The organism is Lysinibacillus sp. Ag94, from assembly GCF_023242215.1.
GTDB lineage: Bacteria > Bacillota > Bacilli > Bacillales_A > Planococcaceae > Lysinibacillus.
On the sequence record NZ_CP096780.1, the window covers coordinates 2,701,308 to 2,716,055 of the forward strand.

General features: G+C 35.3%; 21 protein-coding genes and 1 riboswitch. Of the genes, 10 read left to right on the top strand and 11 right to left on the bottom strand.

The genetic code is table 11. The annotated features are described in order from the left end of the window. The first annotated feature begins 141 nt into the window (after positions 1–141). The 4 genes from crcB (MY533_RS12455) (at position 142) to MY533_RS12470 (ending at position 2,926) form a co-directional block, all read left to right on the top strand. Complete coding sequence (crcB, locus tag MY533_RS12455; protein WP_248716205.1) at positions 142–504, top strand: fluoride efflux transporter CrcB; 363 nt, start codon at positions 142–144, stop codon at positions 502–504. After that, entirely contained in the window at positions 501–830 is a 330-nt protein-coding gene (crcB, locus tag MY533_RS12460; protein ID WP_248716206.1) for a fluoride efflux transporter CrcB, read from the top strand. Before crcB (MY533_RS12455) ends, crcB (MY533_RS12460) begins: the two co-directional genes overlap by 4 nt. 29 nt (positions 831–859) lie before the next feature. Beyond that, positions 860–1,207, top strand: a complete 348-nt coding sequence (locus MY533_RS12465; protein WP_248716207.1) for a hypothetical protein — start codon at positions 860–862, stop codon at positions 1,205–1,207. A 224-nt stretch (positions 1,208–1,431) separates the two neighbouring features. Then, a riboswitch (SAM riboswitch) is annotated at positions 1,432–1,540 on the top strand. A gap of 105 nt (positions 1,541–1,645) precedes the next feature. Further along, complete coding sequence (locus tag MY533_RS12470; RefSeq protein WP_248716208.1) at positions 1,646–2,926, top strand: Na+/H+ antiporter NhaC family protein; 1,281 nt, start codon at positions 1,646–1,648, stop codon at positions 2,924–2,926. 115 nt (positions 2,927–3,041) lie between these two features. On the opposite strand, the gene MY533_RS12475 is transcribed toward MY533_RS12470, so the two are convergent. The 6 genes from MY533_RS12475 to MY533_RS12500 form a co-directional block, all read right to left on the bottom strand. After that, positions 3,042–4,241 (bottom strand): MFS transporter, encoded by a 1,200-nt coding sequence (locus tag MY533_RS12475; RefSeq protein WP_248716209.1) that lies wholly within the window; start codon positions 4,239–4,241, stop codon positions 3,042–3,044. A gap of 373 nt (positions 4,242–4,614) precedes the next feature. Further along, positions 4,615–4,773 (bottom strand): DUF3951 domain-containing protein, encoded by a 159-nt coding sequence (locus MY533_RS12480; protein WP_248716210.1) that lies wholly within the window; start codon positions 4,771–4,773, stop codon positions 4,615–4,617. A 344-nt stretch (positions 4,774–5,117) separates the two neighbouring features. Further along, on the bottom strand, positions 5,118–5,663 hold the full coding sequence (locus MY533_RS12485) for a DUF2812 domain-containing protein (RefSeq protein ID WP_248716211.1): 546 nt from the start codon (positions 5,661–5,663) through the stop codon (positions 5,118–5,120). After that, the gene (locus MY533_RS12490) at positions 5,663–5,980 is read right to left on the bottom strand and encodes a PadR family transcriptional regulator (RefSeq protein WP_248716212.1); all 318 of its coding nucleotides are present in this window, start codon (positions 5,978–5,980) and stop codon (positions 5,663–5,665) included. Before MY533_RS12490 ends, MY533_RS12485 begins: the two co-directional genes overlap by 1 nt. A gap of 195 nt (positions 5,981–6,175) precedes the next feature. Continuing rightward, positions 6,176–6,484 (bottom strand): hypothetical protein, encoded by a 309-nt coding sequence (locus tag MY533_RS12495; RefSeq protein ID WP_248716213.1) that lies wholly within the window; start codon positions 6,482–6,484, stop codon positions 6,176–6,178. A gap of 57 nt (positions 6,485–6,541) precedes the next feature. Further along, positions 6,542–6,850 carry an antibiotic biosynthesis monooxygenase family protein gene (locus MY533_RS12500; protein WP_248716214.1) on the bottom strand — a complete coding sequence of 103 codons (309 nt, stop codon included), beginning with the start codon at positions 6,848–6,850 and terminating at the stop codon, positions 6,542–6,544. An 84-nt stretch (positions 6,851–6,934) separates the two neighbouring features. Between MY533_RS12500 and MY533_RS12505 the strand changes: the two genes are divergently transcribed. Next, positions 6,935–7,621: an ArsR/SmtB family transcription factor gene (locus MY533_RS12505; RefSeq protein ID WP_248716215.1), complete on the top strand. Its 687-nt coding sequence runs from the start codon at positions 6,935–6,937 to the stop codon at positions 7,619–7,621. Between the two features lie 36 nt (positions 7,622–7,657). On the opposite strand, the gene MY533_RS12510 is transcribed toward MY533_RS12505, so the two are convergent. After that, positions 7,658–8,548, bottom strand: a complete 891-nt coding sequence (locus tag MY533_RS12510; protein ID WP_248716216.1) for a DMT family transporter — start codon at positions 8,546–8,548, stop codon at positions 7,658–7,660. Between the two features lie 162 nt (positions 8,549–8,710). Between MY533_RS12510 and MY533_RS12515 the strand changes: the two genes are divergently transcribed. Next, a complete protein-coding gene (locus tag MY533_RS12515; protein ID WP_248716217.1) occupies positions 8,711–9,382 on the top strand; it encodes a response regulator transcription factor in 672 nt (223 codons plus the stop codon). After that, entirely contained in the window at positions 9,382–10,617 is a 1,236-nt protein-coding gene (locus tag MY533_RS12520; RefSeq protein ID WP_248716218.1) for a sensor histidine kinase, read from the top strand. Before MY533_RS12515 ends, MY533_RS12520 begins: the two co-directional genes overlap by 1 nt. 186 nt (positions 10,618–10,803) lie before the next feature. Here the strand turns inward: MY533_RS12520 and MY533_RS12525 are convergent, their stop codons facing one another. From MY533_RS12525 to MY533_RS12540, 4 genes are read right to left on the bottom strand one after another with little or no spacing between them, the layout of a single operon-like run. Continuing rightward, positions 10,804–11,355 (bottom strand): ferric reductase-like transmembrane domain-containing protein, encoded by a 552-nt coding sequence (locus tag MY533_RS12525; protein WP_248716219.1) that lies wholly within the window; start codon positions 11,353–11,355, stop codon positions 10,804–10,806. Then, positions 11,356–12,255, bottom strand: coding sequence for an FAD:protein FMN transferase (locus MY533_RS12530; RefSeq protein WP_248716220.1), 900 nt, complete (start codon positions 12,253–12,255; stop codon positions 11,356–11,358). It abuts the gene before it with no gap. A 13-nt stretch (positions 12,256–12,268) separates the two neighbouring features. Further along, positions 12,269–12,511, bottom strand: coding sequence for a hypothetical protein (locus tag MY533_RS12535; protein WP_248716221.1), 243 nt, complete (start codon positions 12,509–12,511; stop codon positions 12,269–12,271). Positions 12,512–12,523: 12 nt separating this feature from the next. Continuing rightward, entirely contained in the window at positions 12,524–13,171 is a 648-nt protein-coding gene (locus MY533_RS12540; protein WP_248716222.1) for a stalk domain-containing protein, read from the bottom strand. 246 nt (positions 13,172–13,417) lie between these two features. Between MY533_RS12540 and MY533_RS12545 the strand changes: the two genes are divergently transcribed. From MY533_RS12545 to MY533_RS12555, 3 genes are all read left to right on the top strand, one after another. Next, entirely contained in the window at positions 13,418–13,885 is a 468-nt protein-coding gene (locus tag MY533_RS12545; protein WP_132361094.1) for a LytTR family DNA-binding domain-containing protein, read from the top strand. Between the two features lie 81 nt (positions 13,886–13,966). After that, complete coding sequence (locus tag MY533_RS12550) at positions 13,967–14,482, top strand: hypothetical protein (protein ID WP_132361096.1); 516 nt, start codon at positions 13,967–13,969, stop codon at positions 14,480–14,482. 15 nt (positions 14,483–14,497) lie between these two features. Next, on the top strand, positions 14,498–14,748 hold a 251-nt coding region (locus tag MY533_RS12555; RefSeq protein WP_248716223.1), incomplete at its 3' end, for a DUF3021 family protein.

Below are 14,748 nucleotides of genomic sequence, written 5' to 3' on the forward strand. Positions count from 1 at the left end.
ATATAGGGACTTTACCTACGAAGTATTTTGGAACGTAAAACGGTGATTTTTTTGATTCAATATAACTGGTAGAAATATATCTAAAATGGTGTGCACATGATACACTTTTCAATATAGATATTTTAGTAAGGAGTCTTTACTGTGAAATCATTTTTAGCTGTTGGAATTGGCGGATTTTTAGGTGCCATCTGTCGATATAGCCTTGGCCAAGCACTTTCAAATAACGGTGGTTTTCCATTTGCGACACTTTGTATGAACTTAATTGGCTGCTTTTGTTTAGCGTGGCTATTTACTATGTTTACAAAGCGAACGCCTGTTATTATAGGAATTGGTACTGGCTTTTTTGGTGCCTTTACAACCTTTTCGACATTTTCTTTAGAAACACTATTCCTTTTGCAGGATAGTAAATGGCTACAAGCCGTTCTTTATATGTTAGTAAGTGTTTTTGGCGGTTTAGCTTGTGCATGGCTAGGATTTAAACTAGCAAAGGGGCGCATCGTATGATAATTATTGGTATCGGTGGATTTTTAGGTGCACTAACACGATTTTATCTAGGAAAATTGATTGTCCATACATACCCATGGGCAACATTTTTTATTAATATAACAGGGTCTTTTGCGCTTGGCTTTTTATTTGCGCTACATTTAAGTGATTGGATTTGGCATTTTATAGGGATTGGTTTTTTAGGAGCCTATACGACTTTTTCGACATTCGGTTTTGAATGTTTGACGCTCTTGGAGCAGCAAAAATGGAGACAAGCGATTGTTTATATAAGCACTACAGTTATATTCGGCTTATTTTTCGCTGCACTTGGCTTTTACCTTGTATAGCCGCATTTTAAAAAACTAGAGGTGATTTTTTGACACAGCCATCCATTGAACAATTACAAGCGCTTGAAGCTGACATTGAACAAACACTATATAGTTTAATCGATCTAGAACTAGAAGAAAACTCTCTAGAAATGAATACACGCTTTGCACAATTACTTGCAAAGGTACAGGCGGTACAATTAATTGATTATAAGCTTGACGTCCTCGTTGATCCTCAAGCATTTGCAACAGAAACATGTACTCTACTACAAAGTTTAATAGAGGCCAAGGCTAGACCACAAAAAAGACAACGACTTCTAACACATCGTATGATTTTAAAAATATGGCTACGTAAAAATCAACGCTTTATGACGGAATTTTTACCACAAATGTTTTAGACGCCCTTTGCTGTCCAAGGGGCGCCTCCTTTTAAAGTTGCAATTGCTGCAACACTTCTTTTATTCCCTACAACTGTTAAATTGAGGTACTCTACGCACATTATGGAAATTTACCTCAAAAACTTTTCAGAATATAGCTTTGAAATAAAAATTAAATAAAAATATGTTGCAAATATTGAATTTTTATTTTAATATTTATTATTGTGAAAAAAATAATATTTTGCTTCTTATCAAGAGAGATGGAGGGACTGGCCCGATGAAATCTCGGCAGCGGAACTTATGATTTTAAGTTACTGTGCCAAATCCAGCAGGCAAAGGCTTGATAGATAAGAGGAGTGTTTTATAGATATAAGGCCTCTTCTTGTTGGACAAGAAGAGGCCTTTTTTCGTAAAAAGAATGGACAAAAGACGTGTCCAATTTTATTTTTGGAGGTAGACATGAAGAAAGAGAATCCATGGGCGCTAATCCCATTTGTTGTGTTTTTGATTTTATTTATTGGCTCAGGGGTTATTACAGGTGATTTTTACGCCTTTCCTGTCATTGTAGCCATTTCCATTTCAGGCGCTGTCGCTTTAGCGATGAATCGAAAAGAATCGTTTGCGCAAAAGGTTGATATTTTTTGCAAAGGCGCAGGAAATTTAAATGTCATGCTAATGGTTGTTATTTTTCTTTTGGCTGGGGCCTTTTCAGCGGTAGCAAAAGGCATGGGGGCAGTGGATTCCACTGTAAACTTTGCTTTATCGGTCGTTCCGCCAAATCTACTTGTCGTAGGCTTATTCATCATTGCCTGCTTTATCTCCCTATCAATGGGGACATCAGTGGGAACGATCGTTGCGCTAGCGCCCATTGGAGTTGGCATAAGCGAGCATATCGAACTTTCTATGGCTTTAGTAATGGCAGCAATTGTTGGCGGTTCGATGTTTGGCGATAATTTATCTTTTATTTCAGATACAACCATTACTGCCGTTCGTTCACAAGGTGCACAAATGAGGGATAAATTTAAGGTGAATTTTTGGATTGTCTTGCCGGCAGCTATTGTAACGAGTCTTATTTTAGGGTTCATTACAATGGGTGAAACTGCGCAAGTGGAGCATTTAAGCTATAATTGGGTAAAAATTGTTCCCTATATTTTGGTCATTATTTTAGCGTTAGCTGGAATGAATGTTTTCCTTGTTCTAGCATCTGGAATTGTTCTCGCCGGGGCTGTTGGCTTAGCGGATGGCAGCTATCATTTAATGAGCCTTTTTCAAAAGATCGGTGAAGGAATGGCAGGCATGTATGAAATGGCATTCCTTGCGATATTAATAGCTGGAATGGTGGAAGTTATAAAGTATAACGGAGGGATTGACTTTCTACTTCACCTTGCAACAAAAAGGATTAAATCGAAAAAAGGTGCTGAATTTGGTATTGCAGGTCTAGTAGGCCTAACTAATTTATCGACGGCCAATAATACGATTGCTATTTTAATTGCTGGTCCGCTTGCAAAAAATATTGCTGAACAGTATGAAATTGAGCCAAGAAAGTCCGCAAGTATATTAGATATTTTCTCCTGTACGATTCAAGGACTTCTACCATACGGAGCCCAATTCCTGGCAGCCGCAAGTGTAGCCGGAATTTCACCAGTGAGCATGTTGCAATACTCATTCTATCCAGTCCTTATAGGAATTTGCGGAACCATCGCTATCCTCATCGGATACCCGAAAGGAAAGAAAGCCTGAGCTCCATACTTAAAAAACATTGATTTACCACTAAATTACTCCAATTGTTTTGCAAGAAATAATCAAAACAATTGGATTTTTTATTTTGATAAAGATACTAGTTAAAAATTACAAATTATACTTTCTCATTAGTTATTTCGTAACGTCTATATTTGACCATAAATCCAATTCCAAGAATAGGTCCAATCGCTAATATTGTAAAGACCCACTCCCAACCAATAATCCCCTGTATAATCGGGATTAGGTTTATTGAAAATATAGTAAGTAAGAAACCAATACACATTTGAAAAGTAAGGGCTGTACCTACATAATCAACCTCGGCTATTTCTGAAACTACAGCTGAAAACTGGGCGGAATCAGCTATGATAGACATCCCCCAAATCATGGCGATTATTAACGTTAACCAAATATATTGCCCAAATGTAAAACCTATTACTAGCGAACAGATAGCACTAATAAACATAGCAATAATCGTTAAATTAGCTCTTCCGATTTTATCCGAGATTAGTCCCCCTATTACACAACCAATCCCTCCAGCAATTCCTATTGAAATAAAGGAGGATAATGCAATAAACCAATGAGGAATTTCTGGTGAATAAGTTAAGAAACTAGCTGTTAAAAAAGCTGGAAGCCATGTCCACATCGCATACAATTCCCACATATGCCCGAAATAACCGTAGTTCGCAAGCATTACTGGTTTATTCAAAATAACTTTTTTTATTAACTTGAAAGAGAAAGGCGATTTATTGGGTACAATTGGGGCATCTTCTAAAATATAAGTTACTATTATAGCTGATAAAAAAGCCAATCCTGAAGTACTAATTATCACGAGTTTCCAATTTAACGAAGAGAAAAACATAACTACAAAGTGTGGTAATGATGATCCTACTGTTAATGCAGCTATTAAGACTCCGATTGCAAACCCACGTTTTTGTGGAAACCATTGTGATAAAATTTTTACTGCTATTGGATAGACACCTGCAAGAGTTATACCCGTTAAAATTCTAAGTAGAATACCTAAAAAAGCGTAATGGACTAGAATTAGTAAGACATTTAATATTGCGCCTAGAAAAACTGAAATCGCAAAAATCTTTCGGGAATTAAAGCGGTCCGCAACCCCAAAATAGGAACTAAACAATGATCCTATTACAAAGCCAATAGGAATAGCAGCCGAAAGCCAAGCTTCTGAATTGGAGCTAAGGTTCCAAATTTCAATTAATTCGGGTGCAATCACTGATGCACTAAACCATAAGCTTAATGCACATAATTCTGATAATCCAATCCATACCAATGCTCTCCAAGAACCTTGAATCATATTATCCCCCCAAAAATAAATCCGAATCTCCTGCGAGTTCACATAAAGTAACTGTTTTAATTAGTCACGAGCGAAGTTAAGTATCAGGGTAAAGTTCTGATATACGCAAAGCGAAAAGAGTTAACCTTCCCAAAAACAAAATCATTCTTTGATCTATAAAAAAGGTAGATTGTCATTTACACAAAACTATTGACTATCCCTTGAATAAATAATACCAAATACAGGATAAAATGCCTTCATAAATCTTATTATCGATAAAAGGAAAAAATCTACTATTATCTCATATTGAAATAATAGTAGATTATCATATTTTATACTATTAGTTATATAAAGCCTGCACCTCTACTGTTTGATGTTTGTAACCACCACTTACTTAATTGTCATGTTTACTTCTACCATCCATAGCATTATCAAATGGTGTATACGTCATAGTAGGTACTTTCTTTTTCACAAAAACGCGATATATTGCCCGAACCAAAATGCTTGAAAAAATTAGACTTACAATAAGCGCTATGCTATTGCCAATATTCATTCCATCATCCTATCCTTTCGTTATGGTTTTTCTACTTTGCAAGTGTACTACCAATTAATGTAGGCAAATGTACGATTATATTGTCATCAAATATTGGACATGCCCAGATTGTAAATATAAATGATCTTAAATATCTTTATTCTAAAGGTCTACATAATTATACTTCGACATTAAGTGAATTTTTCCTGTCGTTTAGTGTTCGTAGCGTTATGATCTCGCACATAAAACATCATGTTGGACCAAGCGACCAACGAACACCCTAGTTATAACGGTAATACCTCCATTGACATACTAATTTTCAAACAACATGAAAAAACAGCTGATAAGCTTCAGCTGTTCGTTCTTTATATATGCTTGGATTTTAAGCGTAGGTTTTTCCACATATGATAGTAAACTCCACCAGAAGTCATTACTGCTGGAACAGTAAAAATAAAGGAATATATAAATCCTTGGTCTGCAATGTGTTGAATTGTTCCAGTAGTAAATGTCATAATTACCCACAAAACCATCGTTATAGTAAGAGCAATAAATGCTGCTAGGTTTACAGGCTTTGCAAGACGTGCTAATTTATCAATAGAAGACTCAGCGTCACTATAAATGGGTGTAGTTTCTGGTGCTGCCTTAAAAATATGCATATCAGTACTAGAACAAACATGTGTCCAGCCACCGTAAGCAAATAACTCAAAATACTCCTCTTCTTCACTCTTCGATAATTTACGATAATCAATACTAAAAATGACGTCTTGTGGTTCACCCTTCTCTAGACCATAGCCCGCACATCGAAATCTTTTTAAATGCCAACCTTTTGCCGCTTTTTCACTTAATTTTTTCATATCGCGCTCCTCAGAAAAAGCTAAACCATATGATGCCATATATCTTTTATTTCGCACTATTTTTGCCCCCTTTGTAGTCCCTGCTCTGCCAACTGAATCATGACCTTTCTTCTTTCAATATCTTCGAGCAATATTTCTCGACCTTTATCCGTTAAGACATAGACCTTTCTCCGAGAATCCGAATCATCATGTAGCTGAATAAGTCGTTCAGCTAATAGTTTTTTAATAATTGTATAAAGGGATGCAGGACCAACTACGAAAGTACCCTTTGTTGTCTCCTCTATTAAACTCATGATCGCATAGCCATGTCGAGGCTCCGTTAAGGCAGCCATAATATAAAAAACAGAATCAGTTAACTGCTCTAATGATTTCATTGTCTACACCTCCAATATATCATAAAACGATATATCATTAAATAATATATCACTTTATGATATATTGAGCAACTCTATAAAAAATCACCTCACAAGTCTTACTTGCAGGGGATCAATAATTCTTCGCTCTTTAATTTTCACTAAATTAGGCGATTCCAACGTAGCTGATATCTGAACATTTCTTTTTTCGTGTCCTTATTTAACAACAAAAAACTTATTGCTAATCTCGCATAGTAGTTCTCTAAAGTACGAATCAGCCGGATTTTTTTGCTCAGCGTTAACAACACCTATATTTTCTAATAATACGATGTCATATGACAATACGATACTATCTGCACTTTTTCGCTCCGTTTGTCGATAAGATACATTGGCTTGTTGTTGCAGAACAACATCTAATTCTTCATAGTCCTCCAACGCTTGATTGTACGAAGCTCTTACGCTGACGCTTCGCTTTCGCGCAGAAAACATTTGCCGCTGACGCTTCGCTTTCGCGCGAAAAAACAATATAGCTGTCGTCTTTCTTTCGCTACGGATAAATTGCCATAGGACATGACGTTCGAATTACATTATGAAAGAATAATCTTTTATGACTGTACAAATTTCCACACTGTACTGCATGTACCATTTTTCTTTTCCGAATTGCTGTGCTACTAGATGTTTTGAATTGTCTTTCCATGCCTGAATGGCCTCTAGTGATTCCCAATAGGATACAGTAATGCCTTTCCCTTCTGCATTTCTGACACTTTCTACACGGAGAAAACCAGGCTGTTTTTGTGCTAGTTTATCCATCATTTCTGCCATCTTGGCATAGCCTTGTCCATCCTCGTCTGTTCTTTGTGATGTAAAAATTACGGCATAATATGTTTTCATAGTTATTTACTACCTCCTTTTTATGTATTATTGTAAACGATATATACTGAATCGAAATATGGAAAGCTGAAAGGACTGTGACAAATGGGTATTAATCCAAACATGGCTGAAATCGCTTCGCTTCTAGGTGAAACTTCAAGAGCTACGATGCTTGCTAGTATGATGGATGGTCGTTTTCACACTGCCAGTGAATTAGCTTATATGGCAGCTATTAAGCCCCAGACTGCTAGCTTTCATCTTGGAAAGTTAGTAGATGGTAAACTTGTGAAAGTAGAGAAGCAAGGTCGTCATCGATATTTTCAATTAGCAGACGAAGAAATTGCTCATTTACTCGAATCTTTCTTAGCAATTTCTCCTCCCCCTGAAGTTCGTTCTTTAAAACAATCTAGCCAAATGAAATTATTACAGGATGCAAGAACCTGCTATGACCATTTAGCTGGTAAACTAGGCGTTCAATTAACAGACTCTTTGCTTAACGCAGGCTATCTAAAGCTAGAAGAAAAGCAGTTTCTTATAACATCTGAAGGTGTACAATTTTTTACGGGTTTCGGTCTTGATTTAGATGAATTAAAAAGAAAGCGTCGATCATTTTCCCCTGCATGTTTGGATTGGAGTGAACGCCGTTATCATCTAGCTGGTGCTCTTGGTCAGGGGATCCTTGCCCATTTATTAAATTTGGGATGGGTGACTCGTGTCCCGTCTATTCGTGCCATTAAAGTGACTGAAAAAGGAAGGGCTGGCTTTAAAGAAGTTTTTCAGTTAGATGTTTAAACTAGCACAAAGCTTTGCCTTCTTTCCGCGGACAAACTATACTTGACGCTCCGCGGATATTTTTCTTGGGTAAGCCGTAAAGTTGCGATTCACTAAATAAATACCAGCAATAATAAACAGCCCTCCTACGATTAACGATGGTTTTAATGGTTCATTCAATAATAGCCAGCCTGTTATCACACCGAAAAAAGGAGCTAAAAACAAAAAGGCACTCGTTTTTCCAGGATCACTATGTTGTAAAAGATAATACCAGCCGGCAAATTGAACAATTGACGAGAAAATGCTAAGCCATAATAAAATGAATACTGAATGAACATTCACAGTAAAAAATGGTTGTTCGAATACGAAACTTGCCATTAAAAGTAGTAAACCACCAAAAAGCATTTGATAGGCTGATAGCACCCATGTATCCAATAAAACACCCCATTTTTTAGCCAGTAATGTTGCAATTGCCCAAAAAACAGCTGAAAAAATACCAAAAAGAATGCCGATTTTTCCTCCGATCTGCATACCCATTGTAATCGTAACACCCATTAACCCCAAGAAAACACCACACCATTGATACAATCGGTAACGAGCTTTCGTAAATATTGTAGCAAATATGACGACAAATAACGGATTCGTAAATGTTAGAATAGAAGATTCACTTGCCGTAATTGTCCGCAAGCTTAAAAAAATACAGCCCATTACACCCGCAGTTTGAAACGCTCCTATCGTTAAAATTTTCATCCAGCCTTCTTTTGAAGTGGGATGTGGTCTTTTTATCATTAATACGACGACAGCCATCAAAATCCCTGCCAGTATAAAGCGGAGTGCAGCCAATAACAGTGGAGATGCATAAGGCAATCCCAATTTAACAATAGCAAACGAAGATCCCATTAAAAATGTCGTTAAAACTAACAATGCTGTAAATTTATAAATATTCATTATTTGTCCTCCTATTTCTATATTTAAGGACATTATAGATAGGAAAAACAACAACTCTTATCGAAGTATGAAATACATATAGCGGAGGAATTAACTTTTTCAGTTTCATTTCATTTTTAATGCGTATACTTAGTTGAATATAGGTACTAGGAGGAAGCTGCCTTGAAAATATTACTAGCAGAAGATGATGCACGATTAAGAAGAAATATCGTTCATATTTTAAAGAAAGAATTTCACAATGTGACAGAAGCCGAGAACGGTCAGGAAGCGCTAGACCATACGCTTACAGAGCACTACGATCTTGTTATTTTAGATTGGATGATGCCGAACCTTAGTGGAATTCAAGTGTGTCAGCAGTTACGAAATACAGGATTCAATAGTAGTATTTTAATGCTAACAGCGAAGGACGACACAGAGGACATCATTAAAGGACTTGATAGTGGAGCAGATGATTACATAGTAAAGCCATTTAAAATAGAAGAATTGTTAGCAAGAATTCGTGCATTATTACGAAGAAAAGATAAAGTAATAGAACAGGTCATCCAAATAGATCAATTACAGCTGAATGTAGATTCCCGTGTGTTTTTGTACAATAATGAAAGTATAGATCTAACGAAAAACGAATTTTTACTGTTAGAATATTTATTTATCAATAAAGGTCGTGTACTAACGAGAGAACAAATTTGTATTTATATTTGGGGCTACGATTACGATGTTTCGAATAATTCCTTAGATGCTTTAGTCAAGCTTGTTCGAAAAAAAATTGATGATGGCCAATCCAAATCACGTATTCAAAATGTTAGAGGGATTGGTTATAAACTGAGGGAAGACTAATGTTTCATAAAACGAAAAAAAAATTATCCTTTTTGTATGCAACACTTTATTTTTTGCTATTTTCACTATTCGTTATTGTTCTATACTTTTCCCTCGTAAAATTAATGGAAAATCAACAAATAAACGAATTAGAAGGTTTTTATGTACGGCAAGAGCACGATTTCTTTGAACATGTACATGCCAATACTAAAACTTTAAGTTACGATCCAAATCGCAGTTTTTTTTACTATATTTACACAAAGGATCATAAGTTTGTTCATGGTGATGAATCTTACAAGGGACTGAAAAATCAGATTGAAAAAACGTTTGGCGATAGAAACCCAGGTGACGACCTCGTACAGCATTTTGAATGGCAAGATGAGCATTTTCTACTTCTAAAAAAGCCAATTTTTAACGATGATACGGTAGCTGGTTATATAATTGTTGGTAAATCTATGACGTCACAGCATCATTTTTTTCAAATGACAAAGTATTTACTAATGCTATTAACTTGTATTTCAACGGTCTTAATCGGTCTGCTTTCCTATTATTTGGCTGGGAAAGCGATGGTACCTATTCAATGGTCGTTCGATAAACAAAAAAAATTCGTATCCGATGCTTCCCATGAATTACGAACACCATTAAGTATTTTTTATAGTTCACTTGAAATTTTAGAAGCAGAGGAAGCAAAGCACTTAAGCCCTTTTGGAAAAGAATTAATTATGGATTTAAAAGATGAATCTGAATTAATGAAAGAGCTCATAGATAAAATGCTGTTCTTAGCAAGACATGATCAGCAACAGGTTTCCATTCAAAAAGAAATCATACCATTATCAACTTTACTCAAAAAAGTGGGCACGAAATTCCAAAGGATCATGCCTCCTGACATCCAGTTTTCTACTGAAATCCAAGAAAACATCAAGCTACTTGGTGATGCTTCAAAAATACAAGAACTACTCTATATTCTTTTAGACAATGCGATAAGATATACAAATAGTGGAGCAATAACACTGACGCTTTTAAAAAATAGAGATTCTGTAAAAATTACTGTTGCTGATAGCGGCATTGGTATGACTGAACAGGAATTGCCTTTAGTGTTTGAGCGATTTTACCGAAGTGATGCTGCTCGTCAACGAAATGGCACTGGTTTAGGTCTTGCCATAGCAAAAGCAATAGTGGAGCAACATGATGGGAAAATTTACGCGACAAGTAAAGTAGGTAAAGGTACTATATTTCATATTGAATTCCCTATATAACATAAAGGAAGCGGTGCTTTTTAAAATGGCACCGCTCCCTGTTAACTTCTTTCATTAATCAGTTTCTGTAGCGAAAGCAAAGCGTCAGCTACAATTATTTTTGCGCGAAAGCGAAGCGTCAGCGGCAAATGTTTTCTGTGGCGAAAGCAAAGCGTCAGCTACAATTATGCTGAGGCATAATTGCTTTTATTGTTGTGACGTTGAAATATTTACTCTTTTCATGAGCTGACTTACTGTTCTCGCTACCAGCACTAACATCGTAACCCCCCCAGAAACTACATAAAACATAATAAACAATATATTTTCTGTATCCGTTCCAATTAGCACTCCATGAACGAGTGATAATACCCATGCTGGTAACACAAGAAAGTGAAGTTTTTTCCATAAAGTGCGATTCATTGTACGAATCCATAAATCCGATGTCATTATGACCATTAAAAACAAATAAAATGCTATTGTTCCAAGTGCCGATGGTAGAGACTGATAGTTAGCTGAGAATGGAATTAAAACTCCTAGTATACTATACGGTTCATATTGATCGATTAAAAGCACTAACATATGCGCTATTACGGTGATTAATCCTAGCCATCCCGCATTTTGATGTATATGATATATTAAATTTTTATAGGATTTGACAAATGATGATTTTCTCAATAACCCAAATATAATGGAAATTGTAAAGTAAAAATACGCTAAAAACCCTAATAATCGAATCCATTCCCATGTACTGATGATCATCTATTTTACCCCCGTCATTCTCCAATTTGCTACTTGCCCTTCTTTAACAATGAAACGGGCACTATGTTGGCAATTATTTTCGAACCATTGCTGCAATTCACTTTCATCCATAAGAAAGCACAGTTTGGCACCTACCTCTGCATCACATAAAGAGGACGTTACGACTGAAGCTTGTAATACTTCAGTTTTTGCAATTTCACCTGTTTGTCCGTTTAATAAATGATGCTTCTTCCATGTTCCTTGCGTCCAGCTTCGATAAACTCGATTAGATGTAGCGATGGCACCTGTTTTCATCCTAATCGAGCTAATTTCCTTGTCGATATCCCATGCATCTGCAACACCGATTGTCCAAGTTTTGTCCCCAGAAGACCACATTTTCATGTCCCCTCCCCCGTCTATTAGTCCGTAATCAGGAGATATCTCTTCTTCAAGCCAATTCGCCAATTTTTCAATGGCATATCCTTTAGCAAATCCACCTAAATCAATTTCCTGCTGCGCTACCTTCATTACTTGCTCATTGCCTAGAAATTGAAATGGTTGATCTGCAATCAGAGGTTTGTTTTGAAATGTCTTGCTGTTTGCTGCATTAAATGGAAAAGATTGATTGTAGCCATGCTGTTCTAATTGGCGTTTAAGATACGGTGAAAATAAACTATTAGTAAGTTGATAATATTGATCCGCTTGCATTAAACAATCATATAGTAACGCACTAATGCGTAACGTTTCGCCAATTGCCAAATCATTTAGTTGTGCTAATTCATTATTCGATTGAAATCTTGACCATTCTTTTGCTACATATTGAAGCCATTTCTCAGCTTTTTCTTTCCATACGACATGAACACCTTTTGGCATAGCTAGATAAAATTCAGTATTCATTATTTGCAAAGTTAGTGTATCCACACGACCAACTCCATTAAGTTCTTTTCGTTTTGCGCTCGCTTTTGACAGCAGGCTGACTTGTAATTTCAAAGTTTGTCCAATCCAGCTGTACGAGTTCTTTTTCTTTCTTCGTCATATTTTTCTGATCTACTTCCTGAACATTATTTGTACGTCTAGTTTCGGCTTCTGTTGGACTGTTAATTTGGGTTAGTATCGCTGCAGATAAAAGTATCCCTGACGCCCCTAATACCCATTTTGCCTTTTTCGGATCTTTCATAGTGCTTCCCCCCTAATTCGTAATTGGTTGGCAGACAAATGTTTGATTATTCTCTTGCCACTCTGCTATATAACCTAAGCCATTCGTTATTGTACTAATAGGTACATATAATTCTTCATTCATGTAAAATACTTGTGCAGGAGATGGTGTTTTCATATTGTTATCATAAACAACGTTAGTTCCAGCTCGGTAAATTAATTCATTTGCTTCATTTTGAACATCTAAGATTTTACTTTCTTTGTAAAATGTCGCTTTCGCTCCCAAAACTTGTGCTACAGCTTTTCCAGGTACAAAAATTTCCCCGTCTTTTGGTACAATAAAAAAGCTTAGCTCCTTGTTTGTCCCTTCTACCTTTAACGTGACTTTTTGAGGATTTGTAAAAGGCAGCACTTCTTTATCTACAGCAACTGTTCGTGTCCAAATATTCCAAGTACCTTTCGCACTTACTGCGTCTTGAAAATAATAAGTTTCACCTTCATCATCATCATCGTAATATTTCTCATCGTCATCATCATCGTCGTCTTTGTAGTCCTTATATTCTTTATACTTTTCATGTTTTTTATCTTCATGTTCGTGATCATCCGCATGTACAACTACGTCATTTGACATAAAACCTGCCAATATGAGAACTGCAACAAGACTAATTTTTTTCATCTTCATCTACACTACTCCTTTCCTTTGACTTCATTGTAGGTGTCAAAAATGATACAAGACTGAAATTTTCAAACAAATTTTTACATACAACAAAAAGCCATTTCTATGGACAGATTTTTCTGCTAAGAAATGGCTTATTTCAAAATTTATGTTTTTATATATATAATATTGGTGAAAACTATCCTACAATTATAAAAATCAGCATAACATTAAATTACGAAGAACCAATTTTGAAAGGAGAATATGTCTTACATGAAGGTTAACATTAAAATTATTGAAAAACTTACAGAAGAAACATGTACATTTAACATTCACAAACTAACGTCTTTTATTAAAGATATTGTATCAACTCTTGAAAAAAGCTCGGACAACTATTTACTAGCGAAGTCTATATCAAAAAACGAACAAGAAAAAATTCCTTACTCCAATATATTTTATTTAGAATATCTTGAACGGAAAATATTCATTTATACAAATGATACTATTTTTGAAACAAAAAGCCCTTTATATAAATTGGAGCATAATCTTCCCAATAACTTCATCAGAATCTCAAAAACGATCATCATCAATATTCATTTTTTAAATAAATTTTTGGTTAAGCCTAACGGTAATCTTGAAGCCTTTCTCTCGAATGAAGAAAAAGTAATTGTGTCAAGAAAATATGTATCTTCTTTGAAAAAGGCGCTAAAAACATATTCCAAAAGTCCACTTATGTATTGATTTTCACCACATATGTTTCGACGTATTTCTTTATTCCCTCTTTGATGCCATGATGAATAACATCAAAGGAGGCAATAAAGAATGTATAACATCATTAGAGAGGTAGTTTTAAGAACGCCATTGCCAGTATGGCTATTACTAATTATTTTAATAAAAAGAGGGATCGCTATTTCCCAGGAAAGGCCAATCAATTTATCTAAAATGTTTTTAGTTCCTTTTATATTTATAATATGGGGATTTGAAAAAATGATCTCTCAATTTTCACACTTAGAATGTTGTTTGATGAGCTATTTCTTTTTCATATTTCCTGGGACTTTAATTGGTTATTTATTGTATAAAAAATATCAAATGTTCTTTAAACAGGGATCAGTAATTATGAGAAAGAAGTGCTATCTTCCATTGATCATTATTCTAATAAACTTTTTAGTGAAGTATCTCTTAAATGTAACCTTAGGCATCTCGCCATCATTTTATAATGACCTTTCATTTAATATCATTTATTCTGCTATAAATGGACTATCTATCGGACTTTTCTTCGGGGGAATTCTTTTTACATATTATGTACAAAAAGAATTAAACAAGCCTATCTTATTTTGAGAGGAAGACATTTCGTTGCAATTAAAAAACAGACTATTTTCAGGTTTAGGCACTGGTGCATTTATTTTTATGATGGTTTTACTATCGAGAAAAAATATCATTTCTTCAGAAGCTGAGATTATTAGTGTATTCATAATCTCAGCTTGCGCAGGTATTTTTACAATTATTTTTGACATTGAAAAATTGAACTATTTGTTTGCTTTAGTCATCCATTTTATCATGATGTTTCTAGTAGTCTTTTCTATATCTTTATATAACAAGTGGGT